We start from the raw sequence: 25,813 nt of genomic DNA, 5'->3' as shown, positions 1-25,813 counted from the left end.
ACAAAGCGCCGTCGTATCATCTCGGCAGAGCCTAGGAGGGACTCTCTATGGGGGAACCGGCTCACGCGGTTGGCACCGGGCTTGCGGAGCTGACTGACATGACGCTGCTCCAACTGACCGAACTCGACGACGCCACCCTCGACGGGCTGGTGGGCAAGATCCTCGGGCGAAGAGGGCCGTGGGATCGGCTGTGGCAGGAGGATTCCAACAACGGTGCCGTCCCGTGCGATGGCTGAACGAGTGTTCGACCGCTGAGACGTACGAGATCTGCCATCGCCTGGCCGGCGACGACCTCACCTCCGAGCTGCTGACCCGGCTCAGGGAGATCCAGCTCCACAGGAATCAGCTGCTCGTGGAGGCCGTGCGGCGGCAGGTGCGCGGGACGGCCGCCGATGCCTCGTTCCGCGCGCTGGCCGACCTGCAGGAGAGCGATCCGCGCCTCATGGCGGAACTGCTGGTGCTCCCCCAGGTGGGCTGCTGGGCGGTCGACTGCCTGCGGCGGCTGCGCGACGGCGAGGATCCGGACCTCGGCTATCTCGTCTCCTTCAGCGCCGGCGCGGCGCTGCGGGCCGGACGGCGGCCACCACTGCGCCCCGGCGCGTTCGTCCCGGGGCTCGGCACGTTCGCGGAGTCCGGGCTCGTCCCGATCCCCTCCCTGCACGCGCAGGCGAACGGGCTGGGGCTGGACGTCAAGCTCGACGCGGTCGATCCGTACCTGGCGGGCTTCGGCAGGCGGGGCGAGGCGGATCCGGCGTGGTGGCAGCGGGAGCTCGGCCTCGCCTGGCGGGTGCTGTGCGAACGGCATCACCACGCCGCCGAGACGATCGCGGCGGTCTTCACCACGCTGGTGCCGCTGGAGGGCCGTGATCGAGTGCGGCCCGCCAGCGCGACGTCCGGCTGGGCGTACGGGGCGGTAGCGCTCTCACCGCCGCCCGACCCGGTCGCGTTCGCGGAGAGCCTGGTCCACGAGGTCTGGCACCTGGTGCTCGGCGCCGTCGAGGACGTGGTCGAGCTGACCGATCCCGACGACGGACGCCGCTGGTACGCGCCCTGGCGCTCCGACCCGCGACCGCTCGGCGCGCTGCTGCAGGGTTGTTTCGCGAATTTCGCGATCACCGCGTTCTGGCGGGCCGAACGCCACGCGAGCCCGGCCGGCGAACGCCACGCGAGCCCGACTGTCGAACGCCACGCGAGCCCGGCCGTCGGACGCCACGCGAGCCCGGCCGTCGAGCGGGCGGAGGCGGAGTTCGCCTACCGCCGGGCCATCACGTTCGAGGCGCTGACCCGCGCGAGCGGCTCGGGGAGTCTGACCGGGCCGGGCGAGGTGCTCGTGGACGGGCTGCTGGACCGGCTCGGCGAGTGGCTGCGCGAGCCGGTGCCCGCCTCGGCCGAGCGGCGGGCGGCCGAACTCCGGGACGGGCACCGTACGCGCTGGCTGAGCGCCAATCCCGGGTTTTCGATCTAGACCGTCAGTCGTTCATGGGCTCGATGCCCAGGTTGACCCGGCCGTACTGGGCGGCCAGCCGGGCGTGCGGGTGGTCGGGCATGATCGAGCGCTGGTAGCCGTCGAGCATCTTCTCCCGCAGGCTCTGGGCGCCGTCCTTGTCTCCGTCGGCGTTGCGGTCGAGGGACAGGTTGGCCATGGCGGCCAAGGTGTTGGGGTGGTCGGCCCCGCGCGTCTTGAGGCTGCGCTCGAGCACCGTCTCGCCCAGCCTCCGGGCCTGCCCCACCTCGCCCAGCGCGGCCAGGTCGCTGGCGAGGTTGTGCATGGCGATCAGGGTGTTGGGGTGGTTGTCGCCCAGGAGGGCCTTCATCCCCTCGGCCGCCCGCTCGCTCAGCCTTCGGGCGCCGCCCGGATTGTTCCTGACCCGCAGCACGACGGCCAGGTTGCTGCAGGCCGCCAGCGTGTTGGGGTGGTCGGGCCCGGCCACCTTCTCCAGGCTCAGCACCGTCTCCTCGCCCAGCCGCTGGGCGCCGGCCAGGTCTTCGGTGAGCCGGTAGTCGTTGATGAGGTTGGTGGCCGACTGCAGCGTCTGGCGGTGCTCCTTGCCGAGGGTCGACTTGTGCCGCTCCCAGGCCTTCAGCCCCTGGACGAAGGCGTCCTCGTAGAGGCCGGCCCGGTTGAGTGCCACGCTGAAGTCGATGGCGACCAGGAGCCGGAACTGGTTCCATGGCTGGTTCTTGCGGTCGATGGCGTTGCTGATCCGCCTGATCAGGTCGAGGGACTCCTCGTAGCGCCCCAGCCCGCGCAGGTCTCGGGAGCGGCCGAACTGCGAGCTCAGCGTGGCGTGCTCGACCGGGCCGAAGATGCGCTGCCGCTCGGCCAGCGTCTCGTCGTCGTAGCGCAGGGCCTCCTCGAAGCGGCCCAGGCAGCGCAGGCTCACCGCCACGTTGCTGCGGATCCGCAGCGTGTCGGGGTGGTCGGCCCGCAGCTGCTGCTCGAAGAGCGGCAGCAGCCTCAGGTCGTTGTCCAGCGCGTCGGCGTAGCGGCCGAGCAGCCGCAGCCCGACGTCGTGCACGCGGGCGCAGCTCAGGTAGACGGCGTCGAGCTCGCCGAAGTTGTCGCGCAGCCGCTGGAGGGTGTCGGCCTGCAGCCGCAGGCTCTCCTCCCACTGGCCGGCGGTGCGCAGCGCGTTGCCGACCTGGACCGCCAGGGCCAGGGTCTGCTTGTCGTCCTGGCCGAACCGCTGCCGCCACAGCTCCAGCGTCGGCAGGCCGATCCGCAGGCTCTCCTGGTGGCCGCCGCGGCGGTAGAGCTGCTCGACCTGGTTGATGATCAGCTTGCGGACCAGGCGGTCGCCGGACTCGACCGCCCGCGAGGGCACCAGGTGCTGCAGGGAGCGCTGGTAGATCTGCTCGCTGTCCTCGCGGTCGACCGCCCCGGGATCGGAGGCGGCCAGCAGGAGGTGGGCGGCCTCCTGGAAGCGGGCCGCGGCCTCCGGGTCCTCGCGCACCATGCGGTCCCTGGTCACGGCCTGCACAACGCGGTGCAGCTGCACGACGTTGCGCACGCCGTCGAGCTTGAGCATGGAGTAGCGGCCCAGCTCTCTGGCCGCCCTGCGGAACTCGGTCACGCCGCTCAGCACCCGGTCGAGCGGCTGCGGCAGCTTGGAGGCCACGGCCGGCTGCACGAGCAGCTCCTCGGCGATCGGCTCGGCGGAGAGGCTGGCCAGCAGCTTGAACAGCGCGTCGGCCTCCGGCGAGATCTTGCTGCGCGAGACGCTCCACGTCGTGGCCACGGTCTGCGGGTATTTGATGTCGACCGAGCTGGCCAGCAGCGCGTGCGCGTTGTCGCGGAACAGCTCCAGGTATTCGGAGATGCTCGTGCCGGTCTCGTTGAGGTACGCGGCGGCGTGCTCGGCGGCCAGCGGGAGGTTTCCGAGCTGATTGGCCAGCTCCTTCGCGTCGGCCTCGGCTTCCACGGAGCCGGACCTACCCGGGTCGGCCAGGGCGGTCACCCGCCTATGAAAGAACTTGACCGTTTCGTCGGGAAGGAACTCCCCTACCTCGATCCCGTCGAGGTCCATCGCCCGCCGCCAGTGCCGGTCGCGCGTGGTGATGATGACGTGGCCGCCGCCGCTGGGCAGGTAGTGCTGGACCGCGTTGGCGCTCTCGACGTTGTCGTAGATCAGCAGCCATCGCTCGTAGAGCTCGCGGTTGGCGAGGGCGGACAGGACCAGCCTGGCGGAGTAGTCGCGATCGTCGGGGCGGAAGCCGTCGAGGGACATCTTGCGGCCCAGCCCGATCAGCGAGTTGACGATGGTCTCCTCCTGCTCGGCCCTGATCCACCAGACGAGGTCGTAGTCCTCCGCGTGGCGATGCGCGTATTCGGCGGCGATCTCGGTCTTGCCGATGCCGCCCATGCCGTAGACCGGCTGGGGCGGCTGGCCGACCAGCGCCGTCGAGTGCTGCGCGAGCCGGCTGTGGAGCTCGGCGAGCTCGCGCTCACGACCGGTGAAACAGCGGTTGCGGAACGGGATTTCCCGCCCCCAGAGGGTGGGGCGGCGCTCCTGCCGCGCGACGTCCTCCATCACGATCACCGCCACTGGTCGCTATTCGGCTATCGCCACCGATCCTAATGCGATATCTGCCCGCCGCAGGTCGTGTCCGCACGCAGCGGAAAGAGCGCTTTCCCTCTGAAGCGGACAGCCCTTAATGGCGGTTTGCCCCGTCACATAAAGCGCTCTTTGCCGGGATTACTAACATATATTGTGCTATGTCGGAGATGACCAAGCGCCACTATGCGGCCATTCTCGGCTATTGACTGCGGCGGCCCTTTCATGGACCCTCTGAAGGGTTCCGCACCTCGCCGCCATGACCGGAAGGCGGTGACGCGTGCACGCCGGTGGCATCGACCGCGACAACGAGGCCGCCTGGGATCTGCTGATCGGGGATCTCAACAATGGTGACTGCATCCCCTTTCTCGGCGCGGGAGCCAGCGCGGAGCGGCTCCCGCTCGGTGGCCAGCTCGCGGCGAAATGGGCCAGCAAGATCAACTATCCGTACGCGGATTCCGACAACCTGGCACGCGTGATGCAATACGCGACCACGATGGTCTATCGTGACGCAACCAGGACGAAACGCGAATTTCTCAAGGCCGAGTTCGCCAACGCGACCCCACCCGACCGCACAGATCAATTCCCGGTGCACGCCGTGCTGGCCCGCTACCCTCTCCCCCTGTACATCACCACGAACTACGACGACTTCATGTTCCTGGCGCTGCAGCAGGCGAGAAAACAGCCCATTTGGGACTTATGTCCGTGGTACGCGATGTCCTCCGACGACTGGACCGGGAGCCCTTTTCGTGAACCAGCCTTCACCCCGTGCGTGGAGCGGCCACTCGTGTACCACCTGCACGGTCACCACAAGGAGCCGCACTCGATCGTGCTCATCGAGGACGACTACCTCGACTTCCTGGTCAGGCTGGCACAGGACGGCAGGCACACCAACGCGTCTTCCGCTTCCCCGCGCGGCGGACACCCGATGACGCTGCTGCCCTTCCCGGTCCGCACCGCGCTGCGGACGAAGGCGCTGCTGTTCATCGGCTACGGCCTGCGCGACTGGACGTTCCACGTCATGTTCCGGACCCTGCTGCACGGCCTGCCCGGCACCATGCGCAGGGAACACACGAGCGTCCAGCTCAACCCGGACGACCACTCCGCCGAGGAGCGCCAATACCTCGAGCGCTACTTCCAGGCCCAGAGCATCCGCATCCTGTGGGAGACCCCGCGCTCGCTCAACGACAAGCTGGCCGCCGGACTCCGGGGGACGCCATGACAAGCAATCCCACCGAGCCGTACGTCGGACCGCGCCCCTTCCGCCGCACCGAGTCGGCCCTGTTCCACGGCAGGTCGGAGGAGGCCCGCCACCTGCGGGACGCCTGGCTGTCCGAGCGGGTGGTGGTGCTGCACGGCCCCGCCGCCGTCGGCAAGACGTCCCTGCTGCACGCCGGGGTCCTCCCGCTGCTCGACGACGAGCCGCGCACGCTGACCCTGCCCGTCGGACGGCTGATCCACCAGCCCACCTGGCCGCTCGCTCACACGTCCGGGCCGGGCGGCTACCGCTTCACCCTGATCAGCAGCTGGACCCCCGCCCGTCAGACCCCCGACCCCGAGCAGACGGTCAGCTCGGCGCTGGAGAGCATCGTCGCCGGAGCCTCGCCGCACCGGGTCCTGGCCGCGATCGACCACATGGAGGAGCTGTTCACGGCCTTCCCCGCCCGGCTGCCCGAGCGCGACCGCCTCATCGGCGAGCTGGCCCAGGCCCTGCGGGAGCTGCCGCTCAACCTGCTGCTCCTGGTGCGCGACGACCAGCTCGCCACGCTGAGCGGCTACGAAGGGCTGCTGAGCCCCCAGCCGTTCGCCTATGTGCGCCTCGACGGTCTGGGGCAGGCGTCCGCGGTGGCCGCGGTGAGGGGACCGGCCTCGCACAGCGGCCGCCGCTACGCGCCCGGCGTGGCGGAGCAGCTGGTCGAGCGGTTGCGCAAGACGACCTACACCGACCGGCTGGGCGAGAGCGTCGAGATCGTCAGCGAGCGGGTCTCGCCCTTCGAGCTGCAGATCGCCTGCGCGGCGCTCTGGTCGGGCCTGGGCGGCTCCGACGACACGATCACCGCGGAGCTGCTCGCCCAGCTCGGCGACCTCGCCGGGATCCTCGCCGCCTACTTCGACCGCACGGTCCGCGACGTGAGCCTGGAGACCGGCGTGTCCGAGCCGGAGCTGCGCGCCTGGATCGAGTCGACCTTCATCACCGAGCGGGGCACGCGCGGCACCGCCTACCGGGGCCTGACGCAGACCGCCGACATGCCCAACACCGTGGTGGACGCCCTGGTGGCACGGCACATCCTCACGGAGGAGCAGCGCGCCAGGAGCCTGTGGTACCAGCTCGGCCAGGAGCGCCTGGTCGAAGCCATTCGCACCGCTCACCACGCCGCACCTGCCCGCGACCGGCCCCAGGAGCACACGCCCGCCGACTTCCGCGCCGCCGCCGAGGCCGCGCTCGGGGAGGGCAACTTCATCTCGGCCCGCCGCTTCGCCGACGTGGCGGCCAGCCGCTCCTTGGAGCAGGGCGACGAGCGGCAGTTCGCCAACCTGCTGGCGTTCAAGGCGGAGGTCGCCAGGGTCGAGGGCGACCTGGAGGCCGCCAGGGAGACGCTGACCGCGGCGCGCTCGCAGTTCGAGAGCCAGCAGGACGCCCTGGCCACCGTACGGGTCCTGACGGCGCTCGCCGAGGTCTGCCTGTCGATGGGCAGCCCGGACGAGGCGGTGGACCTGGGCCGGCAGGCGGTGGCCAGGATGCCCGGAGACGTCGCCGCCCGCACGCTCCTGGCCCACGCGCTCTGGCGGGCCGGCTCGCCCGCGGACGCGGAGGCCGCCTACAACGACGCGCTCGACCTGGACCGCAACGCCGCCCGGGCACTCCAGGGCCGGGGCCAGGTCCGGATCGCGCTGCGCGACTTCCGCGGCGCGCTGTCGGACCTGGACCGGGCGCTGGCGCTCGGCCTGCCCCGGTCGGAGGAGGACCTGGCCAGGGAGGCGCGCGAGCAGGCGCTGGGGCGGCTCGGCGACTATCCGGAGAGCTGAACCGTCGCGATCTCCCACGGCTTCAGCGCCAGGCGGAGCACGCCGTCCTCCACCGGGAGCCGATCGCCCGGACGGCCGCGCAGGTCGGCGTGGCGGGCCTGGGCGAAGGCGCCTTCGATCACGGCCTCCGTGGCGGCCGGGGTGAGGGCCACGACCCTGAGCTCCTGCCGGTCGTCACGCATCCGCAGCGAGGTCATCACCACGCCGTCGCCCGTCACCGACAGCCCGGACGCGGGAGCGGGCAGCTCCAGGCCGCGCCTGCCCTGGCCGGGGACCACGAGCAGGTCGTGGCGGAAGGTCTCGGCCTGCGGCACGACCTCCTGCCAGGACTCCGCGTACGGCATCAGCGCCAGGCTCACCGACCGGATCCCGCGCGACTGGGCGGCCGGGGTGGGCAGCTGGGGCCCGGCCGGCTCGGGACGCAGGGCGTTGCGGTTGCGCGACAGGTAGGCGACCGAGCGCAGCAGCGTCAGGGCCAGCTCGCCGTCCGTCACCTCGTACTCCGTCACGTGCTCCAGCAGCGCCGCCACGCCTCCGGCCGCCACCCACGAGGAGGCGGGGAAGGTGGGCAGCGGGGTCTCGCCGCAGCCGCCCTCCGCGGTCAGGCCGCGGGTGACCACCGCGAACTGGCCCTCGGCGTGCGACTCCGTCGCGGGAGCGGGCAGCGGCACGTGCAGCCGGACCCGATGGTCCGCGCACCGGTTGTCGAACTCGACGTGCAGCCGTACGTACGGCTCGCCGGCCCGCAACTCGACGCGGGTGGCGACGGCGATCTCCTCGGTCCGGCGGGACCGCGAGGGCGCGGGCAGTTCGGGCGCGCCGTCGATCCCGTCACCCGACGCCGGCCAGCGGTACGTACGCCGCACGTCCACCGCCGCCACCAGCGGACCCGAGCAGATCAGCTCCGTCTCGACGGCCGACGGCTCGGACACGATCAGGTCGCCGGCCGGAGGCGCGTGGTTGTAGGTGTCGCCGACGTCGCCTCCGTCCACGATGCGCCCGGCCCCCGTGACCGTCGTGCCGTCGGCGCCCACCAGCGTCAGCGTGCCGTCGCCGGCGATCGTGACCCGCAGCAGACCGTTGTCCAGCACCTGCTCGTCGCCGCGCACGGGCGTCGGAACCGGCCGGCCCTCGCCGGCGGGCGACCCCTGCACCTGCTCGTGGGGCACCGGCCGGATGCTCGTGTGGCCCAGCGGCGGGACCTCCACCAGGGCGGCGACCGTGCGCCTGGGCTCGGCGAGTATGCGCACCCGCCGCACGCCGCCGGTCGCCGCGCGCAGGTCGTCCAGGTCGAACACGGCCGACGTCTCCCGCGCCACCGTGAACGTCAGCGTCTCGCCCTCCACCGACCACGCCGTGATGTGCTGCCCGTACAGCTCGGTCCCGTGGACGAAGGTCAGCGCCGTGGCGGCGTCCATCTCCTCGTCCAGGAGCAGCGTCGGCGCGTACTCCAGCGGCTGGGTGGGCACCGGCGCGCCCGAGGGGTCCACCAGCGGGTCGGTGCCGGCCACGTCCACGACCACGACGCCCCTGCGCGCGGCGGGCGTCGGGTTGACGAGGAGCACCCCGTCGGAGGGCACCGGCCCGGCCAGCCGGGCGGTCACCATGTCGCGTACGGCCTGGCCGAGGTGCTCGGCCTCGGCGATGCGGGCGGCCACCTGCTGGGCGGTGTCGTCCACGCCGCAGCCGGTCACCGAGTCGTGGCCGCTGGCGTCGACCAGCCGCCACCACGCCATGTCGAGGAAGCGGCCCGGCCACTCGGCGCCCCAGAGGGTGGCCAGCGGCTCGGCGTAGCGCTCGACCATCCGCTCGGCGCGGCCCATGGCCTGCTTGACGTGGGCCCGGACCGAGATGACGCCGGGCAGGATGTTGGCGCGGGCGTGGGAGCGCAGCTCGCCCTCGACGCGCGGCAGCCCGTCCACCTCGCCCGAATACTTCCCGGTATATCCGGACAGGGTGTCCATCCGGGCGCCGATCGCCGCCACCATCTCCGGCAGCCCGCGCACCGGCGCCGAGTGGTCCGTGCCGTACATGGCCAGCAGCGCCCCCTCGGGCCCGTGCCACTCCCGCATGGTTGTGACGAACCCGGCCGCCCGCTCGGCCAGCCCAGCGGAGTCCGAGAACAGGTGCGCCCCGTTCCCGTAGCCGCCCGCGGGCAGGTACTGGGTACGCAGCGCCGTCCCGTCCGGTGCCACCCAGGCGAAGGCGTCGGTGGTCACCGAGGACGGCACACCGCGGTAGACGCAGGCGTGCAGCAGCCCGGCCTTGCGCAGGATCTGCGGCATCTGCGCCGTGTGCCCGAACATGTCGGGCAGATACCCCACCGGCATCGCCCCGCCGAGCTTGTCCGCCCGGCTCATGCCCAGTTCGAGGTTGCGCACGATGTTCTCGCCCGAGCACAGGAACTCGTCGAGCAGGATCTGCCACGGCCCCACCGCCAGCCGCCCCGACTCGACGAGCGCGGCGATGCGGTCGCGGTTCTCGGGCCGGACCTCCAGATAGTCGTCCACGCAGGCCAGCTGCCCGTCGAGGGTGAAGTGGTAGGCGGGCTCGCGCTCCATGGTGTCGAGCACCTCGTCGAGCAGCGCGACCAGCCGCAGCCGGAAGCGCTGGAACGGCTCGTACCACTCCCGGTCCCAGTGCGTGTGCGGTACGACGACGATCTCCCCGCTCATGCGGCCTCCCCTCCGATGGGCAGATCGTGCTGTACGGCGTAACGAGCGGCGATCCGCTGGGCGGTCACGATGTCCTCCAGCCCGCCGCCCGTGTCGGTGAGGGGCGGCTTGCCATCGTTCACGAAAGCATGGAAGGCGGCCAGCTGTACTTCGAACGCCTCGGTCACGTCGCGGTATTCGGTGCGACTCTCGGCGCCGGACACCACGGTGAGCGTCGTGGGCGCGTTCATCAGGTAGGGCGAGGGGAAGACCAGCTCCAGCGAGCCCTTGTCGTGGTGGATGGCCACGGTCTCGCGGTAGGCCGGGTAGTCCTCCAGGTAGTGCCAGCGGATCGAGAACCGTCCCCGGGCGGGCAGGGGCCCGCTGATCTCGATGGACCCCGGCGCGGCCCCCCAGGTCTCGACGTACGAAATTTCCGCAGGCGACCCGGTAAAGCGCCTCAAGAGCGACAAATCATGGCATATCGAGCCCAAGGCCACGCCGTACAGCGCCCGTACCTGCTCCGGCGCCGACTCCCCCAGCGCCCGCGAGACCAGGTCGCGCTCGGCCGCCCGCAGCGAGTCGAGCAGCCCGGGATCCACGTCCCGCGCCTGCGTCAGGTTCGCGAACGCCAGCTGCGACTCCCCGGTCGGGTGCAGCACGGTCACCTCGACCGACCTGATCGCCTCCGGGCCGCCCAGCTCGGCCAGCAGCTCCTCGGCCCGGCGCACGGCCGGATCGTACTGCTTCATGTAGCCCACCATCAGCCGCCCCTCGGGGAGGGCGGCCACCTCGGCCCTGGTCAGCGCGAGCGGCTTCTCGCACAGCACGGCGTACCCGCCGGCCAGCGCCCGGCTGACCGTCTCCCCGTGCGAGCCGGAGGCCAGGACGAGCACGGCCTCGAAGCCCCCCGCCGAGAGCAGCTCCGCCACCGACGTGAAGCGCCCGGCGGCGCCCAGCCGGTCACCCACCGCGTCGGCGAGCGTCCGCGACAGGTCGCAGACCGCGACCACCTCGAACAGGTCGCGCCGCCTCGACAGCAGCGGCACGTAGACCGCCTGCGTGACGGCGCCGCATCCCACCAGCGCGATTCTCACAGTCCCAAGTCCTCCAGCTTGCGGCGGTTGGCCGCCTGGTCGGCGATGTTCTGGGCGACGGTGCGGCGTCCGGGCAGGGTGTCCTGCTCGATGACGACCCAGCCCGCGTAGTCGATCTCGTCGAGGACGCGCACCACGGCGGGCAGGTCCAGCTCGCCCTCCCCGAGCGGGGCGAATCCGCCGCGCCCCATGAGCTCGCGCAGGTCCACGCCGTCGACCAGGGCCTGGGCAAGGATCTTCGTGTCGCCGTCCTTGATGTGCACGTGCCCGACCCGGCCCGACCAGTCGCGCAGCGCGCTCACCGGGTCGCCCCCGGCCAGCAGCAGGTGGCCGGTGTCGAGGCAGAGCTGCACGTCGGTCAGCTCCAGCAGCCGTTCGACGTCGTCAGGGGTCTCGACGTAGGTGCCGAGGTGGTGGTGGAACACGGGGTCGAGGCCGCGCTCGCGGCACCGGTCGACCGCCCTCTGCAGGCGAGCCGCGTACCCCGTCCATTCGGAGGCCGCCAATCCTGGAACGCTCCCACCCGGGCGCGCGAACCGCTCCGGCGACCCCGAGCAGGCCAGCGTGGGCCGCGGCCCGAACCCCTCGGGCGCGGGCGGCGCGGCGGCGAACACGTCGAGCGCGGCCTCCAGCGCGGGCAGCCCGGCCTCGTACGCCGCCGCGTCGCTGTAGGGCAGGTCCACCCAGCCGCCCGCGAGCAGCAGCCCGTTGCCGGCCAGCCGGTCGGCGAGCCCGGACCCGGTGCCCAGGTAGCCGATCGGTCCGGAGTCGATGCCCTCGTAACCGGCCTCGGACAGCGCGCGGACCATCTCGTCGGCGCTCAACGGCGGCGCCTCGGTGGCCAGCTCGAAGACACCGAAGCTCACAGGCGCGTTGGCCACTTTCACTCGCATAGCGCGATCACCTCGTTCTCATAGGTTTCCAGGCGGTGCCGTCCGTCGGTGGCCCGCAGCGGCACGCGTTCTCCGCGTACGACCTGCCGCGTGCCGTCGGGGCGTACCAGGACCAGGCCGTCGGCGTCCAGGGCGAGCAGTTCGTCGCCCAGCCTGAGCAGCAGCGGCCCGTCGGGGCCGGTGGAGACGGCGGTGCGCCCGGCGCGCACGCCGTCCAGCACCGTGCTCGTGTCCTCGGCCAGCACCCACGTCGTCGGCGCGCCGGGCAGGCCGTCGGAGCCGTGGCGGTGGAAGTCACTGCCGCCGATCGCGATCACGTCGTCGCGCCAGGCGTCCGCCCAGGCCAGCGGCGCGCCCCAGCGGCGGTCCCACCAGCCGGAGCTCCAGACCTCGGCGATCTTGGGGCGCCGCGTGACGGGCAGCAGCCAGGCGCAGTCGCCGCCGAGCGGGTGGTTGATCGAGATCAGCCCGCCCGCGCGCTCGGCGTGCTCGACCCAGGAGTCGGCCAGCTGCCGGAAGTCCACCCAGCCGACCTCCCCGAACACGTTCGCGTGGCCCCGGTCGGTGGTGACCTCCTGCCCGGGGATGAGCGTGATCCCACGGTCGATCTTGCCCAGCCAGGGGTGGTGGCTGACGGTGTTGTGGTCGGTGACGGCCAGGAAGTCGAGCCCGCGCCCGTGGGCCAGCTCGGCCAGTTCGGCGATGGTCAGGCTGCCGTCGCTGTGCAGGGTGTGGGCGTGGAAGTCTCCGGCGAACCACCGCAGCCCGTCGACGGAGGGGACGTCCCGCCGGGGCGGGCGCTCCCCGTGCGGCGGCTCCTCCGCCACCGGCTCGGCGGGAGCGACGGCCGAGGTGGTGATCTCCAGCGAGTAGTCGAGGCCCTGCGGCGGGATGCGGTGCAGCCGCAGCCACACGTGCCAGGTGCCCGCCTCCGGCTCGCCCGGCAGGTAGCCGGGCGTCGCCCAGTCCGGGGTGATCGTGTACTCGTCACGCGCGCCGCCCGACCAGCCGCGGAAGCCGCCGGGCGCGCCGCAGCCGAGGTCGATGACACCCTGCGACCGGTCGTACGCCAGCCGCACGGTCACGGCCGCGGTCCCCGCGGGCACCTCGAAGGGCACCTCGCGCAGGATCCGCTCCAGCCGATCGTCCAGGCTCCAGCGGCCCCGGCCAACAGAAGAACTGCCCATCAGACTGCCGCCCCCCTCTCCCTCCCGGCGAAGACCGTAGCGGCAGTCCGCTTCGCACCTTTTCTATTGGTCACACCAGCTCTCCGTCCCGGTAGACGAGGGCTCGGTCGCGGCGGGGCGTCGCGTAGCCGTCGTCGCCGATCCCGGGCTCGCTCCCCTCGGGCACGACGGCCTGCACGGTCACGTCGTTGACGTCGAGGGTCACCAGGTGGGACGCGCCGAGGTTCTCCACGATGGCCACCTTGCCGCCCAGCGTGCCCTCACCGGGCTCGGGCGAGTAGGCCAGGTATTCGGGTCGCACGCCGTACACGATCTTCTCCCCGTCGGAGAGCCGTCCCTGGGCCGAGGCCGGGACCGCCACCTTGCACCCTGCCACCTCCAGCGTGTCACCTCGTACGACGCCGTCCAGCAGGTTCATGGGTGTCGAGCCGATGAATCCGGCCACGAACGTGTTCGCGGGCCGCTGGAAGACCTCGACCGGCGTGCCGATCTGCCGGATGTGCCCGGCTTCCATGACGGCCATCCGGTCGGCCATGGCCAGCGCCTCCGCCTGGTCATGGGTGACGAAGACGGTGGTGACGCCCAGCTCGCGCTGGAGCTTCTTCAGGAACGTCCGCGCCTCCAGCCGCAGCCGGGCGTCCAGGTTGGACAGCGGCTCGTCGAACAGGAACGCCTGCGCCTGCGTGGCCATCACCCTGGCCAGCGCCACCCGCTGCTGCTGGCCGCCCGAGAGCTGGCCCGGCCGCCGGTCCATGAGCTGTTCGAGCCCGAGCCGCGCCCCCACCTCGGCGGCCTTGTCGCGGCGGGTGCCCTTGGCGACCTTCTTGATGCGCAGCGGGTAGGCGATGTTGTCCGTGACGTCCATGTGCGGGAAGAGCGCGTAGTCCTGGAAGACCATGGCGACGTCCCGGCCTCCGGGCTGCACGCCCGTCACGTCCCGGTCGCCGATGACCACGGCCCCGCCGGTGGCGGTCTCCAGGCCGGCGATCGTGCGCAGCAGCGTGGTCTTGCCGCAGCCGGAGGGGCCGAGCAGGGCGAAGAACTCGCCGTCGGGGATGACCAGATCGAGCGAGTCGAGCGCCTTCACGCCGCCGGGATAGACCTTGGTCAGCCCGCGTAGTTCGATTCCGGCCATTAACGCTTGATCCCTCCGTGGAAGCGGAAGCCGTACTTCTTGCTGACGAACAGGTACATGAGCACCACGGGGACGGAGTACAGCAGGCCGAACGTGGACAACATGCTGAGGTTGGCCTGGCCGCCCTCGGTGTAGAGGGTGTAGGTGATCACCGCCGCCGGCTGCTTCTCGACGTCGCTCAGCAGCAGGTACGGCATGAGGAAGTTCCCCCACACGTTGGCCACCGCCCAGACCCCGACCGTCGCCAGGCCGGGCCGCACCAGGGGCACGACCACGTGCCGCACGATCTGCAGCGGCGTGGCCCCGAAGACCCGCGCCGACTCCTCGTACGACTTCGGCGTGGAGTCCATGAAGTCCTTGAGCATGAAGATCGCCGCCGGCAGCAGCCCGCCGGTCAGGATGAGGATCAGCCCGAGCTGCGAGTCGATGAGGTTGAGCTCCACCGCGAGCTGGAACAGCGGCACCATGGCCGCCGTCCCCGTGATGATCGACGACAGCAGCAGCAACGCGTAGAGCAGCACGTCCCGGCCGGGCAGCCGCACCCGGCTCAGCGCGTACGCGGCCAGCGAGGCCAGGAGCACCACCAGCACGGCCGTGCCGACGGACAGCACCAGGGAGTTGTAGAGGGACGGCAGCGCGTACGGATGCTCGGCCACCGCCCTGAAGTTGTCCAGGGTGAAGTCGGGGACCCTGACCTCGTAGGTCGGGTCGGAGGTGAAGGGCGCCGTCACCAGCCACAGCAGCGGGATCGTGAAGAAGGCCAGCAGCACCGCGATCAGCGTGTAGAAGCCGATCCGGCCCAGCACGAAACGCGTCATTTCCTACTCCGGAGCAGCCGCAGGTAGAACACGGCCACGACCAGGTTGATCAGCAGAATGATCGCGGAGACCGCGGCGCCGTAACCCAGTTCGCCGCTCTGCAACGCGACCTTGTACACGTGCACGGCCAGCACCTCGGACTTGCCGTCGGGGCCGCCCGCGGTCAGCAGGAACGGGGTGAAGTCGTTGAACGTCCACAGGCTGATCAGCAGCAGATTGGTCAGGACGTGCCCTCTGATGTGCGGGAACACCACGTCTCTGAGCTGCTGCCAGCCGGAGGCCCCGGCCAGGCGGGCGCTCTCCAGGTGCGAGGGCGGCACGTTCCCGAGCGCGGCGCCGTACAGCATCATCGAGAACGCGGTGCCGCGCCACGTGTTGAACACGATGATCGAGAGCATGGGGTGGTCGAGCAGCCAGGCGAAGCCCTCGATGCCGAGCAGCGCGTTGAGCGTGCCGCCGTCGCGGTCGAGCAGCGCCACCCACAGGAACGACACGATCGCGCCGGGCAGGATCCAGGCCAGGATGACCAGGCCCTCGACCAGCCTCTTCAGCGGCCCGCGCCGGTCGCGCAGCAGCCAGGCGATGGTGAAGCCGAGCCCGACCTGCCCGATGACCGCCGAGCCCAGCACGAACTCGACGGTCAGCCAGGTGGAGCTCCAGAACTCGGGGTTGCCGGCCGCGTCGATGAGGTTGGCGAGCCCCACGAACTTCGGCTCCGCGGCGGCGGCGCCGGTCAGGCGGTAGTTCGTGAGGGCGAGATAGAGCACCCAGAGCGCGGGGAAGACCAGGAACGCGGCGATGAGCAGCAGGGCGGGGGCCACGAAGACCCCTGCCCGCAGCCTGCCCAGGCCCGCCGCGTCCGAGCTGTAGCGGCTCGGCGCGGCGGCCTCGGTGGCCTCAGGAGGCGATGTTGCCAGGGCCACCGACGATTCCTTCGAGCTTCTTCTGGTAGTCGGCCGCCGCCTGGTCGGGCGCCGTGCCGCCGACCACCGCGGCCGTGGCCTCCTGCAGCGCCACCGACACCTGCGGGTAGACGGCCACCGGCGGCCGGTAGGCCGTCAGCGGCAGCACCTTCTCGGAGATGTAGGTCAGCAGCGGCTCACCGGCGAGGATCTCCTTGTTGACGTCCGTGCGGGGCGTGATGCGGACGTTGCCGTCCTTGGTCTCCTCCTTCAGCCCCTCCGGCGAGAGCGTGAAGGTCGCCAGCTCGAAGGCCTCCTTCGGGTGCTTGCTGTTGGGGTTCACCGTACGCAGCGCGCCGCCCGACATGCTGACGAAGTCCTGGCCGCGGATGCCCTTGCCGGGCTCCATCGCGGGGATCATGGCATAGCCGACGACCTGGTCGCGATCGGCCATCTTGGCCACGCCGGTCGCGGGGTTGACGACGCCGCGCCAGAAGTAGTCGCCCTCCATCAGGATGCCGATCTTGCCCGCGGCGAACTGCTGGAACGACTTGTCGCGGCCCTTGGCCTCCTGCTGGAGCTTGGGGTCGCCGAGGCCGCCGCCGTAGATCTTCTGGTAGAGGCCGAGCGCGTCCTTCAGCGGCTGGGAGGCGCCCGCCCACTTGCCGTCCTTCTGCACCTCGCCGCCCGCGCCCGCGAGCAGCGGCAGGACGCCCTGCATGGAGGTGGCCTCGCCCATCGCCGTGCCGGCGTTGATCTGGATCGGCACGGGCACGCCGGAGGACTTCAGCTTCGTCCCGGCGTCGAGGATCTCCTGCCAGCTCTTCGGCTGCCAGTCGGCCGGCAGCCCGGCCTTCTGGAAGAGCGTCTTGTTGAAGTAGAGCACCCGGCCGTCGGTGCCGACGGGCAGCGCGTACTTCTTGCCGTTGAACGTGGCCATGCCCTGCACGGCCTCGGGGATCTGCGCCCAGCCGTCCCAATTGTCGGCGTCCGCCCCGGCCAGGTCCGACAGCGGCTTGAGGTAGCCGGCCTCGGCGAACTCGCCGGCCCAGATGCTGTCGATGTCCATCACGTCCGCGCCCTTGCCTGACTTGAGGTCTAGGGAGAGCTTGGTCTTGTACTGCTCGTCGTCGACGCCGCTGGGGACGAACTTGACCTTGACGTTCTTGCCCTTGGCCTTCTGCGCCGCCTCGAACTTGGGGATCACCCAGTTCGCGATGAAGTTGGCGCCGGCCGCGTTCTTGCCACCGGCGATGGCGTTCTGGGTGATCGTCAGCTCGACGGCGTCGCCGCCTCCGCCGCCACCGGACGACTGGCCGCAGGCTGCGAGCCCCAGCCCGGCCGCGGTGATGACCGCGACCACACCCATCGACCGTTTCCGCAATGCCATGCAAACCCTCCGACAGGTCCGTAAGGAGGTAACGCCATGGGCCAATATGTCATGACATGCATATGACGTAAAGGCTTGGCCAAATTTACGGAGAGTGCTCACACGCTGTGTTTTTGCCTCGGCAGGCCGGGACCTAACCGTCCGAAGCGGCGCGTTGTGAGGCGCGGAGGGTTTGAGCGGAGGGACAATAGGCTACATAGCGGACATCCGTATGTCATGACAATATGCCATAGTGTCGCAGGTAAGCTCCATTCCTGGAGGTGCTTTGTACGACCTGATCACGTTCGGGCGCTCCGGCGTCGACGTCTACCCGCTGCAGACCGGCGTCGGACTGGCCGACGTCGAGTCCTTCGGCAAGTTCCTCGGCGGCAGCCCCACCAACGTCGCCGTCGCCGCGGCCCGCCACGGGCTGCGCTCCGCCGTGATCACCGGCGTGGGAGCGGACCCCTTCGGAGAGTTCGTCCGCAGGGCGATCCGCGGGTTCGGCGTGGACGACGTCTTCGTGAGCACCGTGGAGGGCCCGCCCACCCCTGTGACGTTCTGCGAGATCTTCCCGCCCGACCACTTCCCGATCTACTTCTACCGTGGTGAGCACCCGCCCGACCTGCAGATCTCTCCTTCCCATCTCGACCTCGGCGCCATCGCGGAGACGAGCCTGTTCTGGTTCTCGCTGACCGGGCTGAGCCAGGAGCCGAGCGCCGCCGCCCACGCCGCCGCGCTGTCGGCGCGCACGTCGGGCTGGACCGTGTTCGACCTGGACTGGCGGCCGTCGCTCTGGAAGTCGCGGGATGCGGCCCACGAGGCCGCGCGGCGGGCGCTCCCGTACGCGAACGTGGCGGTCGGCAACCTCGACGAGGTGGAGAACGCGGTCGGCGTGCGCGACCCGGAGGCCGCCGCGCAGGCGCTCCTGGACGCCGGAGTGAAGGTCGCGATCGTGAAAATGGGCCCTGAGGGAGTTCTCGCGCGTACCTCCGAGGAGAGCGTGGTGGCGGAACCGGTGGAGGTGAAGGTGGTCAACGGCATCGGAGCGGGCGACGCGTTCGGCGGGGCGATCTGCCTCGGGCTGCTGCGCGGCTGGCCGCTGGAGCGGACGGTGCGCTTCGCCAACGCGGCGGGCGCGTTCGTCGCCGCCCGGCTGGCCTGCGCCGACGCCATGCCGTCCACGGCCGAGGTCGAGGACCTGCTGAACGGAGCGGGCTCTTGAGCGACCTCACCCTGCCCAGGACCTCCGGCTACGAGCGGCTCACCCAGATCCGGGCCACCCGGCCGGAGGAGATCGCCGAGGCCGCGGCCCGGCGGCAGCGGCGCGGCCTGCCCGGCGACGGCGAGCGGCTGCTGATCATCGCCGCCGACCACACGGCCCGCGGCGCCCTGGGCGTGCGCGACCGGCCGATGGCCATGGCCAGCCGCGCCGACTTGCTCGACCGCCTCCAGGTGGCCCTCTCGCGCCCCGGTGTGGACGGCATCCTCGCCTCCCCCGACGTCATGGAGGACCTGCTCCTGCTCGGCGCCCTGGAGGACAAGCTGGCCTTCGGCTCCATGAACCGGGGCGGCCTGCTGGGCTCGGTCTTCGAGGTGGACGACCGCTTCACCGGCTTCGACGCGGCCTCGATCGAGGCGATGCGCCTGGACGGCGGCAAGATGCTGCTCCGCATCGACCCGGCCGACCCCTCCACGGCGGCCACCCTGGAGTCCTGCGCCCGGGCCGTCACCGACCTGGCCGGCCGCCGCCTGCCGGCCATGGTGGAGCCCTTCTGGGCGCGGCGCTCCGAGTCGGGGGCCTTGCGTAACGACCTGTCTCCCGAGGCCGTGATCCGCGCGATCAGCGTCGCCCAGGCGCTCGGCACCACCTCCGCCTACACCTGGCTCAAGATCCCGGCGCTGGCGGAGATGGAGCGCGTGATGGCCGCCACCACGCTGCCCGCGCTGCTGCTCGGAGGCGACCCGCCGGACATCGACGCCGCCTACGCCGACTGGGAGCGCGCCCTGAGCCTTCCCGGCGTACGCGGCCTCGTCGTGGGCCGGGCCCTGCTCTACCCTCCGGATGACGACGTCGCAAAAGCGGTGGACAACGCCGCGGCACTGGTACGGGAGACCCGCGCATGACATACGTTCCGTTCGGCAAGGCCGCGAACGGCCCCTGGTCCGTCGAGATCACCCCGTCCCTGGCGGGCTGGACGTACTCGGGCCTGCGCATTGTGGACTTGGCGGACACGCCGGTCTCGTTCGACACCGGCGACGAGGAGATGCTGGTCCTCCCGCTGTCGGGATCCTGCACGGTCACCACCTCCGCCGCGACGTTCGAGCTGACGGGACGGCCTTCGGTCTTCAGCGGGCCGAGCGACTTCGCCTACGTCCCGATCGGCTCCCACGTCACCCTCCGGGGCGCCGGGCGCGTCGCCCTGCCCGCCGCCCTCGCCACGCGCGCCCTGGAGCCCCGCTACGTGCCTGCCGACCAGGTCTCGGTCGAGATCCGCGGCGCGGGCCAGGCCACCCGCCAGGTGAACAACTTCTGCGCCCCCGACGCCTTCGACTGCGACAAGCTCGTGGCCGTGGAGGTCATCACCCCGGGCGGCAACTGGTCGTCGTACCCGCCGCACAAGCACGACACCGACAACCCCGGCGAGGCGGTCCTGGAGGAGATCTACTACTTCGAGGTAGCCGGCCAGGGCAACGCCTACCAGCGGGTCTACTCCTCCGAACGCGGCCACATCGACACCCTGGCCGAGGTGTCCTCGGGCGACGTCGTCCTCGTCCCGTACGGCTACCACGGCCCCGCCATGGCCGCCCCCGGCTACGACCTCTACTACCTCAACGTCCTGGCGGGCCCGGCGGAGGAACGCTCGATGGCCTTCTGCGACGACCCCCGCCACGCTTGGATCCGCTCCTCATGGGAAAGCCAGCCCACAGACCCGAGACTGCCCTTCGGGAGGACTTCATGACGCGTTTGACCGTCGCCCAGGCCGTCGTGCGCTTCCTGGCCCGGCAGTGGAGCGAACGCGACGGCGTGGAGCGCAGGTTCTTCGGCGGCTGTTCCGGCATCTTCGGCCACGGCAACGTGGCCGGGCTCGGCCAGGCGCTGGCCACCTCCACCGAGGACCTCCCCTACCACCTGAGCCGCAACGAGCAGGCCATGGTCCACACGGCCGCCGCCTACGCCCGGGCCAGCAACCGCCTGGCGACCCTGGCCTGCACCACCTCCATCGGCCCAGGCGCGACCAACATGATCACGGGCGCGGCGGGCGCGACGATCAACCGGCTGCCGGTGCTCCTGCTGCCCGGCGACATCTTCTCCACCCGGGTGGCGGGCCCGGTGCTGCAGGAGCTGGAGGACCAGCGCTCGTACGACATCTCGGTCAACGACTGCTTCAAGCCGGTCTCGCGCTACTGGGACCGGATCAACCGCCCCGAGCAGCTCCCGTCGGCGCTGCTGGCCGCCATGCGCGTGCTCACCGACCCGGCCGAGACCGGCGCGGTGACGCTGGCGCTGCCGCAGGACGTGCAGGCGGAGGCTTACGACTGGCCGGAGGAGCTGTTCGCGCGCCGCGTCTGGCACGTGCCCAGGCCGAGCCCCGAGCGGGCCGCCGTGTTCCGGGCGGCCCAGCTCGTCAAGTCGGCCGTGCGCCCGCTGATCGTCGCGGGCGGCGGGACGATCTACAGCGAGGCCACCGAGGAGCTGCGGGTCTTCGCCGAGACGTACGGCATCCCGGTCGCCGAGACGCAGGCCGGCAAGGGCGCGCTCCCCTACGGGCACCCGCTCGCCGTGGGCGCGATCGGCGCCACCGGCACCACGGCCGCCAACGCCCTGGCCCGCGAGGCCGACCTGATCATCGGCATCGGCACCCGCTACAGCGACTTCACCACCGCCTCCCGGACGATCTTCGCCCCCGACGCCCGCTTCCTCAACCTCAACATCGCCGCCTTCGACGCCGCCAAGCTGTCGGGCCTGCAACTGGTCGCCGACGCGCGCGAGGGGCTGGCGGACCTGGTGGAGGCGTTCGCGGGCTGGAGGGGCACGCCGGACGACTACCGCGCGCGGGCCGCGGAGCTGACCAGGGAGTGGGACGCGACCGTGGACCGGGCCTACTCGCTGGAGGGCTCTCCGCTGCCCCAGTCCGCGGTGATCGGCGCGGTCAACGCGGCGGCGGCCGAGGACGGCGTGGTGGTGTGCGCGGCCGGCTCGATGCCCGGCGACCTGCACAAGCTCTGGCGGCCGAGCGGGCCCGGCAACTACCACGTCGAGTACGGCTACTCGTGCATGGGCTACGAGATCGCCGGCGGGCTGGGCGTCAAGATGGCGGTGCCAGAGCGCGAGGTGTTCGTCCTGGTGGGCGATGGCTCGTACCTGATGATGGCCCAGGAGCTGATCACCGCGATCTCCGAGGGGATCAAGCTGGTGGTCGTCCTGGTGGACAACTCCGGTTTCGCCTCCATCGGCCGTCTGTCGGAGAGCGTGGGCGCCGAGCGGCTCGGCACCTCGTACCGGCATCGCGACGGCGGGCCGCTGCCCGTCGACCTGGCCGCCAACGCGGCCAGCCTCGGTGCTGCGGTGCTGCGCCCCGAGTCGGTCGCCGACCTGCGCAAGGCGCTCGAAGAGGCCCGCTCGGGGACCGGGACCACGGTGATCTACGTACGCACCGACCCGATGGCGGACGACGCCCCGTCCTCCGAGGCGTGGTGGGACGTGCCGGTCGCGGAGACCGGCAGCACGACCGGCGCGGCGCGGGAGACGTACGAGGAGAGCAAGCGCTCCCAGCGCCTCCACCTGACGCCGCCCGACTGACCAGGGTTGCCCTCCGCTCCCCTGGGGAAGGCCTCTGACCAGGCACGATAGGGGGCAGGGGATGGGGCCGTGGCGGCTGCTCGGGTGGATCGCGCTGGTCGCGGTGGCCGGCTTCTGCCTCTCCCACGTCGCCTCGGTGGCCATCGCGGTCGTCGTCGCCCTGTTCATCACGGCGCTGCTGCTGCCCCCGGCCCGCTGGCTCAGGTCACGCGGGCTCAACCGGGCCCTGGCCACCGCGATCGTCTTCGTCGGCGGGCTCGTGCTGGCCGGGGCGCTGATCGCGCTGCTGGTGCCGCCCACGATCGAGAGCGTCTCGCAGCTGCGGGTCAGCATCGGCAAGGTGCTCGACAACCTGTCCGACCTGACCGCCCGGTTCGGGATCGACCCGCGTAAGCTCGCGGCGCAGGCCAAGGAGTATCTGGCCGCCCAGGGCCGCCAGATCACCACGGGCGCGCTGGCCGGGGTCAGGACGGCGGGCGAGATCGTGGTGGGGGCGGCGGTGGCGGTCGTCCTGTCGGTGTACTTCGTGCACGGCGGCGACCGGCTCTTCCACTGGTTCGTGGACCTCGCGCCCGCTCCGGCCAGGCCGCGCATCACCGAGACCGGCCGCCTGATCTTCTCCGTGATCGGCCGCTATGTCCGCGGGATCGCGATCGTGGGCGCGGTGGACGGGTTCTTCATCGGCATGGCGCTGTGGATCCTGGGCGTGCCCATCGCGCTGCCGCTGGCGGTGCTGACGTTCGTGGGGGCGTTCCTGCCGGTGGTGGGGGCGTTCATGGCGGGGCTGCTGGCCGCGGTGGTGGCGCTCGTGGCCAAGGGCTGGCTGGTGGCGCTGATCGTGGTCGGGGTGACCGTGGCGGTGCAGCAGATCGAGGGGCACGTGCTGGCGCCCCAGATCTACGGCAGGGCCCTCGAACTGCCCGGAGCGGTCATCCTGGTGGCGATCGCGGTGGGCGGCCTGATCTCGGGGATCATCGGCGCGTTCCTGGCGGCCCCGGTGACGGCGGTGGTCGTGGCGCTGCTGCGCAGGCCGCGGGCCGAGCCCGGCCCGGTCACTCTCGCTCCGCCGCGACCTCCTCCAGCGACTCCCGCGACCACGTGAGCCGCCCGGCCCGCAGGTCGTCGATGACCGCGCGCAGCCATCGGGTCTCCGCGGCCGTCACCTCGCGCAGGTATTCGATCTCCAGCATGGTGACGCGCGGCAGGTCGGACTCGGCCGCCAGGCCCGCCTCCAGCCCGGCCAGCGTTTCGGCGACCGCCCGCTCGCGCCGCTCGAGCGCCGCCGCCAGGTCTTCCGGGGAGAGCATGAGCGCGTTGGCCAGCGCGGCCGGGAACTGGGGGAACTCCTGCTTCGGCGTGCTCAGCATCTCGTCCAGCCACTTGAGCACCGCCGCCTCGCCCTCGGCGGTGAGCTCGTAGACCGTGCGCTCCGGGTACTGCTGGTCGCGCTCCGTCTCCCTGACGCTGATCAGGCCTGCCTCCAGCAGCCGGTCGATGGTCCGGTAGAGGCCGGCCCGCTGGCCCACGTTGACCACCAGGTCCTTGCCCCACTGCTTGAGCAGGCGCTGGATCCCGTACGGATGCAGCGGCTGGTGGCGCAGCAGGGCCAGCACGGTCAGGGCGAGCGGCGAGCCGCGATCCAGAGCCATGGGCCAATACTAGCCTCAAAATTACTAGTTGACGAGAAACTAGTTTCATTGCAACTATCAAGCCATGAGCGATATCGAGCGAATCCACACCGATCACGCCGTCACCCGGCGTCTGGGCAACTGGACCACCGCGGGCCGCTTCGAGGTCCGCACCCGCTACGGGCAGACCACCGTCGATCTGCGCTCCCCCGGCCTGCCCGCCGAGATCGAGCTCCGGCTCGACCTCGACCACGGCGTGGTCAAGCTGCTGGTCCCCGAGGACGCCACAGTCGAGCACCGGGACCTGCGCTGGAGCGGCAGGGGCCAGGTCAAGGACCACCAGGCGCCCGCGGAGGGCTCCGCGCGGCGCATCCGCCTGGTGGGCAGGGCCGCCGGCAGCGAGATCCGCGTCCGCCGCGGCGGCGTCGCGATCATCACCGCGATGCTGTCCCCCGAGTACGTACGCGACGTCCGCCAGGCCCACAGGAACGGCACCCACCCGAGCGTCGACGACCCCGCGCGCAGCCTGGAGAGGGCGTCATGAAGCAGACCCCCGTCCTGATCGTCGGCGGCGGCTACGCCGGCCTCGCCTCGGCGCTCTTCCTGTCCCACCAGGGCGTGCCCTGCCTGCTGGTCGACCGCCACGCCGGCGCCTCGCTCCTCGGCAGGGCCCGGGGGATCAACCCGCGCACCCTCGAGATCTACCGGCCGCTCGGCCTGGACGAGCGCGTGAAGGAGGCGGGCCGGCCCTTCGACGAGGAGGCCGGCGTGGCCCGCTGCGCGACGCTGGCGGGCGAGTGGCAGTGGCTGTTCGGTGACGAGTCCCCGCGGGCGCTGCCCGAGCTGACCGCGGGCGAGTACTGCCTGGCCGACCAGAGCACGGTCGAGCCCATCCTGATCGAGGCCGCCCGCGCGAACGGTGCGGAGCTGTGGTTCGACACGCAGTGCCGATCGATCGAGCCCGACGCCGACGGCGTGACGGCCGTGGTGGAGGAGCGCGCCACCGGCGAGCGGCACACGATCAGGGCCCGGTACGTGATCGGCGCCGACGGCTACGGCGGCGCCATCAGGGAGCGGCTCGGCATCGCCCGCACCGGCCTCGGCCCCCTGCGGCACTTCGTGACCTTCGTCTTCAAGGCGGACCTGTCGGAGATCATCACCAAGCGGGCCCTGTTCTGGATCGTCGGCGAACCCGGCGGCACCGCCTCGGCGGCGTTCGTCTCCCACGCGCTGCGCGACCACTGGGGTCTGTCCCTGCTCTACGACCCGGACGAGGAGTCGCCTGACGACTTCACCGACGAGCGCTGCGTCGCCGCGGCCAAGGCCGTCATCGGCCGCGACGTACCGGTCGAGATCGTCAGCAAGGCGTCCTGGACGGAGGCGGTCGGCGTGGCCGACAGGTACCGCTCCGGCCGGGTCTTCCTCGCCGGGGACGCCGCGCACGTGTGGCCGCCCGCCCAGGGGCTGGGCGCCAACTCGGCCGTCCAGGACGCGCACAACCTCGCCTGGAAGCTCGCCGCCGTGCTCGCGGGGCGGGCCTCCGACGCGCTGCTCGACACCTACGAGGCCGAGCGCCGCCCGGTGGCGCTGGAGCTGGCCGACCTGACCGTGCGCAGCCAGGCCGCCAGGTTCAGCCCCAACCCGGAGGACGACCCGGTCGACCCGATCACGTGCGTGCTCGGGCAGCGGTACGCGTCCACGGCGATGGCCGGGACCCTGCCCGAGTCGGTGTTCGGCGACGGGGTGTCACAGCACGCCCGCCCCGGGACCCGGGCCCCGCACCTCTGGCTCTCTCTGGATGGGCGGCGGATCGGCGTGCACGACCTGTTCCACGACTCGTTCGTGCTGCTGTGCGGGCCCGGCGGGGAGAAGTGGGCGGGGACGGCGGTCGAGGGCGTGCGGGTGTACCGGGTGGGGTCCGAGCTCGTGGACGTCGAGGGTCGCTGGGAGTCGCGGTACGGCTGCGACGCGGTCCTGGTACGCCCGGACGGCTACGTGGCCTGGCGCTCGGACGATCCGGCGAGCGAGGACGATCCGGCGACCCGCCTGACAACCGCCCTCCACCAGATCCTCCACTGACCCCGCCCGATCCCACCGGCGAGCCGCCCCCGGCCCAGGGCACCCCCCACCGCTCAATGCCCCCCAGCGACCACGCTCCGCCTCAACGAGGGCCCCGTCCATCAACGGCCGCGGCGCGCCGGCTCCGCGCGCCGACCCTCACCGGCCCGCCGCGGGAAGCGGGGG

21 protein-coding genes are annotated in these 25,813 nt (G+C 71.7%); 11 read left to right on the top strand and 10 right to left on the bottom strand.

Going from position 1 to position 25,813, the window contains the following annotated elements:
* The first annotated feature begins 98 nt into the window (after positions 1-98).
* Positions 99-236 carry a hypothetical protein gene (locus ACFKCF_RS21285; protein ID WP_394495960.1) on the top strand — a complete coding sequence of 46 codons (138 nt, stop codon included), beginning with the start codon at positions 99-101 and terminating at the stop codon, positions 234-236.
* Complete coding sequence (locus ACFKCF_RS21280; protein ID WP_394495958.1) at positions 224-1,465, top strand: aKG-HExxH-type peptide beta-hydroxylase; 1,242 nt, start codon at positions 224-226, stop codon at positions 1,463-1,465. Before ACFKCF_RS21285 ends, ACFKCF_RS21280 begins: the two co-directional genes overlap by 13 nt.
* 4 nt (positions 1,466-1,469) lie before the next feature.
* On the opposite strand, the gene fxsT is transcribed toward ACFKCF_RS21280, so the two are convergent.
* On the bottom strand, positions 1,470-4,046 hold the full coding sequence (gene fxsT / locus ACFKCF_RS21275; protein WP_394495957.1) for an FxSxx-COOH system tetratricopeptide repeat protein: 2,577 nt from the start codon (positions 4,044-4,046) through the stop codon (positions 1,470-1,472).
* Between the two features lie 289 nt (positions 4,047-4,335).
* Between fxsT and ACFKCF_RS21270 the strand changes: the two genes are divergently transcribed.
* Entirely contained in the window at positions 4,336-5,277 is a 942-nt protein-coding gene (locus ACFKCF_RS21270) for an SIR2 family protein (RefSeq protein ID WP_394495955.1), read from the top strand.
* A complete protein-coding gene (locus tag ACFKCF_RS21265) occupies positions 5,274-7,082 on the top strand; it encodes a tetratricopeptide repeat protein (RefSeq protein ID WP_394495953.1) in 1,809 nt (602 codons plus the stop codon). The genes ACFKCF_RS21270 and ACFKCF_RS21265 overlap by 4 nt, the downstream gene beginning before the upstream one ends.
* Here the strand turns inward: ACFKCF_RS21265 and ACFKCF_RS21260 are convergent.
* From ACFKCF_RS21260 to ACFKCF_RS21225, 8 genes are all read right to left on the bottom strand, one after another.
* Positions 7,067-9,757, bottom strand: coding sequence for a glycoside hydrolase family 38 C-terminal domain-containing protein (locus tag ACFKCF_RS21260; protein WP_394495951.1), 2,691 nt, complete (start codon positions 9,755-9,757; stop codon positions 7,067-7,069). The two genes, ACFKCF_RS21265 and ACFKCF_RS21260, sit on opposite strands and share 16 nt — an antisense overlap.
* Positions 9,754-10,833, bottom strand: coding sequence for a Gfo/Idh/MocA family protein (locus tag ACFKCF_RS21255; RefSeq protein ID WP_394495950.1), 1,080 nt, complete (start codon positions 10,831-10,833; stop codon positions 9,754-9,756). Before ACFKCF_RS21255 ends, ACFKCF_RS21260 begins: the two co-directional genes overlap by 4 nt.
* Complete coding sequence (locus ACFKCF_RS21250) at positions 10,830-11,726, bottom strand: TIM barrel protein (RefSeq protein ID WP_394495949.1); 897 nt, start codon at positions 11,724-11,726, stop codon at positions 10,830-10,832. The genes ACFKCF_RS21255 and ACFKCF_RS21250 overlap by 4 nt, the downstream gene beginning before the upstream one ends.
* Positions 11,717-12,913 carry a CehA/McbA family metallohydrolase gene (locus tag ACFKCF_RS21245; protein ID WP_394495948.1) on the bottom strand — a complete coding sequence of 399 codons (1,197 nt, stop codon included), beginning with the start codon at positions 12,911-12,913 and terminating at the stop codon, positions 11,717-11,719. Before ACFKCF_RS21245 ends, ACFKCF_RS21250 begins: the two co-directional genes overlap by 10 nt.
* A gap of 70 nt (positions 12,914-12,983) precedes the next feature.
* Positions 12,984-14,048, bottom strand: a complete 1,065-nt coding sequence (locus ACFKCF_RS21240) for an ABC transporter ATP-binding protein (protein WP_394495946.1) — start codon at positions 14,046-14,048, stop codon at positions 12,984-12,986.
* Positions 14,048-14,866, bottom strand: coding sequence for a carbohydrate ABC transporter permease (locus ACFKCF_RS21235; RefSeq protein ID WP_394495944.1), 819 nt, complete (start codon positions 14,864-14,866; stop codon positions 14,048-14,050). The genes ACFKCF_RS21240 and ACFKCF_RS21235 overlap by 1 nt, the downstream gene beginning before the upstream one ends.
* Entirely contained in the window at positions 14,863-15,789 is a 927-nt protein-coding gene (locus ACFKCF_RS21230; RefSeq protein WP_394495942.1) for a carbohydrate ABC transporter permease, read from the bottom strand. Before ACFKCF_RS21230 ends, ACFKCF_RS21235 begins: the two co-directional genes overlap by 4 nt.
* On the bottom strand, positions 15,764-17,158 hold the full coding sequence (locus ACFKCF_RS21225) for an extracellular solute-binding protein (RefSeq protein WP_394495940.1): 1,395 nt from the start codon (positions 17,156-17,158) through the stop codon (positions 15,764-15,766). Before ACFKCF_RS21225 ends, ACFKCF_RS21230 begins: the two co-directional genes overlap by 26 nt.
* 265 nt (positions 17,159-17,423) lie before the next feature.
* Here ACFKCF_RS21225 and iolC point away from each other — a divergent pair, with 265 nt between their 5' ends.
* From iolC to ACFKCF_RS21200, 5 genes are all read left to right on the top strand, one after another.
* Entirely contained in the window at positions 17,424-18,362 is a 939-nt protein-coding gene (gene iolC / locus ACFKCF_RS21220; RefSeq protein WP_394495938.1) for a 5-dehydro-2-deoxygluconokinase, read from the top strand.
* Positions 18,359-19,264: a deoxyribose-phosphate aldolase gene (locus ACFKCF_RS21215; RefSeq protein WP_394495937.1), complete on the top strand. Its 906-nt coding sequence runs from the start codon at positions 18,359-18,361 to the stop codon at positions 19,262-19,264. Before iolC ends, ACFKCF_RS21215 begins: the two co-directional genes overlap by 4 nt.
* Positions 19,261-20,100, top strand: a complete 840-nt coding sequence (iolB, locus tag ACFKCF_RS21210) for a 5-deoxy-glucuronate isomerase (protein WP_394495935.1) — start codon at positions 19,261-19,263, stop codon at positions 20,098-20,100. Before ACFKCF_RS21215 ends, iolB begins: the two co-directional genes overlap by 4 nt.
* Positions 20,097-21,941 (top strand): 3D-(3,5/4)-trihydroxycyclohexane-1,2-dione acylhydrolase (decyclizing), encoded by a 1,845-nt coding sequence (gene iolD, locus ACFKCF_RS21205; RefSeq protein WP_394495933.1) that lies wholly within the window; start codon positions 20,097-20,099, stop codon positions 21,939-21,941. Before iolB ends, iolD begins: the two co-directional genes overlap by 4 nt.
* 61 nt (positions 21,942-22,002) lie before the next feature.
* On the top strand, positions 22,003-23,043 hold the full coding sequence (locus ACFKCF_RS21200; RefSeq protein ID WP_394495931.1) for an AI-2E family transporter: 1,041 nt from the start codon (positions 22,003-22,005) through the stop codon (positions 23,041-23,043).
* On the opposite strand, the gene ACFKCF_RS21195 is transcribed toward ACFKCF_RS21200, so the two are convergent.
* Complete coding sequence (locus tag ACFKCF_RS21195) at positions 22,994-23,590, bottom strand: PadR family transcriptional regulator (RefSeq protein ID WP_394495929.1); 597 nt, start codon at positions 23,588-23,590, stop codon at positions 22,994-22,996. The genes ACFKCF_RS21200 and ACFKCF_RS21195 overlap by 50 nt on opposite strands.
* A 64-nt stretch (positions 23,591-23,654) precedes the next feature.
* Between ACFKCF_RS21195 and ACFKCF_RS21190 the strand changes: the two genes are divergently transcribed.
* Together ACFKCF_RS21190 and ACFKCF_RS21185 are read left to right on the top strand one after the other, a co-directional pair.
* Positions 23,655-24,113, top strand: a complete 459-nt coding sequence (locus tag ACFKCF_RS21190; protein WP_394495928.1) for a hypothetical protein — start codon at positions 23,655-23,657, stop codon at positions 24,111-24,113.
* Positions 24,110-25,648, top strand: a complete 1,539-nt coding sequence (locus ACFKCF_RS21185; protein ID WP_394495926.1) for an FAD-dependent monooxygenase — start codon at positions 24,110-24,112, stop codon at positions 25,646-25,648. The genes ACFKCF_RS21190 and ACFKCF_RS21185 overlap by 4 nt, the downstream gene beginning before the upstream one ends.
* Positions 25,649-25,813 lie beyond the last annotated feature (165 nt).

The organism is Nonomuraea sp. JJY05, assembly GCF_043496855.1.
GTDB lineage: Bacteria > Actinomycetota > Actinomycetes > Streptosporangiales > Streptosporangiaceae > Nonomuraea.
The sequence above is the reverse complement of the archived record's forward strand: the minus strand, read 5'-3'. Positions and strand labels throughout refer to the sequence as shown.

What these genes read in the sequence shown, in the direction of transcription:
- ACFKCF_RS21265 (WP_394495953.1), top strand. Translation starts at nt 5,274, where the DNA reads ATGACAAGCAATCCCACCGAGCCGTACGTCGGACCGCGCCCCTTCCGC.
- ACFKCF_RS21245 (WP_394495948.1), bottom strand. Translation starts at nt 12,913, where the DNA reads ATGGGCAGTTCTTCTGTTGGCCGGGGCCGCTGGAGCCTGGACGATCGG.
- ACFKCF_RS21195 (WP_394495929.1), bottom strand. Translation starts at nt 23,590, where the DNA reads ATGGCTCTGGATCGCGGCTCGCCGCTCGCCCTGACCGTGCTGGCCCTG.
- ACFKCF_RS21285 (WP_394495960.1), top strand. Translation starts at nt 99, where the DNA reads ATGACGCTGCTCCAACTGACCGAACTCGACGACGCCACCCTCGACGGG.
- ACFKCF_RS21225 (WP_394495940.1), bottom strand. Translation starts at nt 17,158, where the DNA reads ATGGCATTGCGGAAACGGTCGATGGGTGTGGTCGCGGTCATCACCGCG.
- ACFKCF_RS21235 (WP_394495944.1), bottom strand. Translation starts at nt 14,866, where the DNA reads ATGACGCGTTTCGTGCTGGGCCGGATCGGCTTCTACACGCTGATCGCG.
- ACFKCF_RS21190 (WP_394495928.1), top strand. Translation starts at nt 23,655, where the DNA reads ATGAGCGATATCGAGCGAATCCACACCGATCACGCCGTCACCCGGCGT.
- iolD (WP_394495933.1), top strand. Translation starts at nt 20,097, where the DNA reads ATGACGCGTTTGACCGTCGCCCAGGCCGTCGTGCGCTTCCTGGCCCGG.
- ACFKCF_RS21240 (WP_394495946.1), bottom strand. Translation starts at nt 14,048, where the DNA reads ATGGCCGGAATCGAACTACGCGGGCTGACCAAGGTCTATCCCGGCGGC.
- ACFKCF_RS21260 (WP_394495951.1), bottom strand. Translation starts at nt 9,757, where the DNA reads ATGAGCGGGGAGATCGTCGTCGTACCGCACACGCACTGGGACCGGGAG.
- iolB (WP_394495935.1), top strand. Translation starts at nt 19,261, where the DNA reads ATGACATACGTTCCGTTCGGCAAGGCCGCGAACGGCCCCTGGTCCGTC.
- ACFKCF_RS21185 (WP_394495926.1), top strand. Translation starts at nt 24,110, where the DNA reads ATGAAGCAGACCCCCGTCCTGATCGTCGGCGGCGGCTACGCCGGCCTC.
- ACFKCF_RS21200 (WP_394495931.1), top strand. Translation starts at nt 22,003, where the DNA reads ATGGGGCCGTGGCGGCTGCTCGGGTGGATCGCGCTGGTCGCGGTGGCC.
- ACFKCF_RS21250 (WP_394495949.1), bottom strand. Translation starts at nt 11,726, where the DNA reads ATGCGAGTGAAAGTGGCCAACGCGCCTGTGAGCTTCGGTGTCTTCGAG.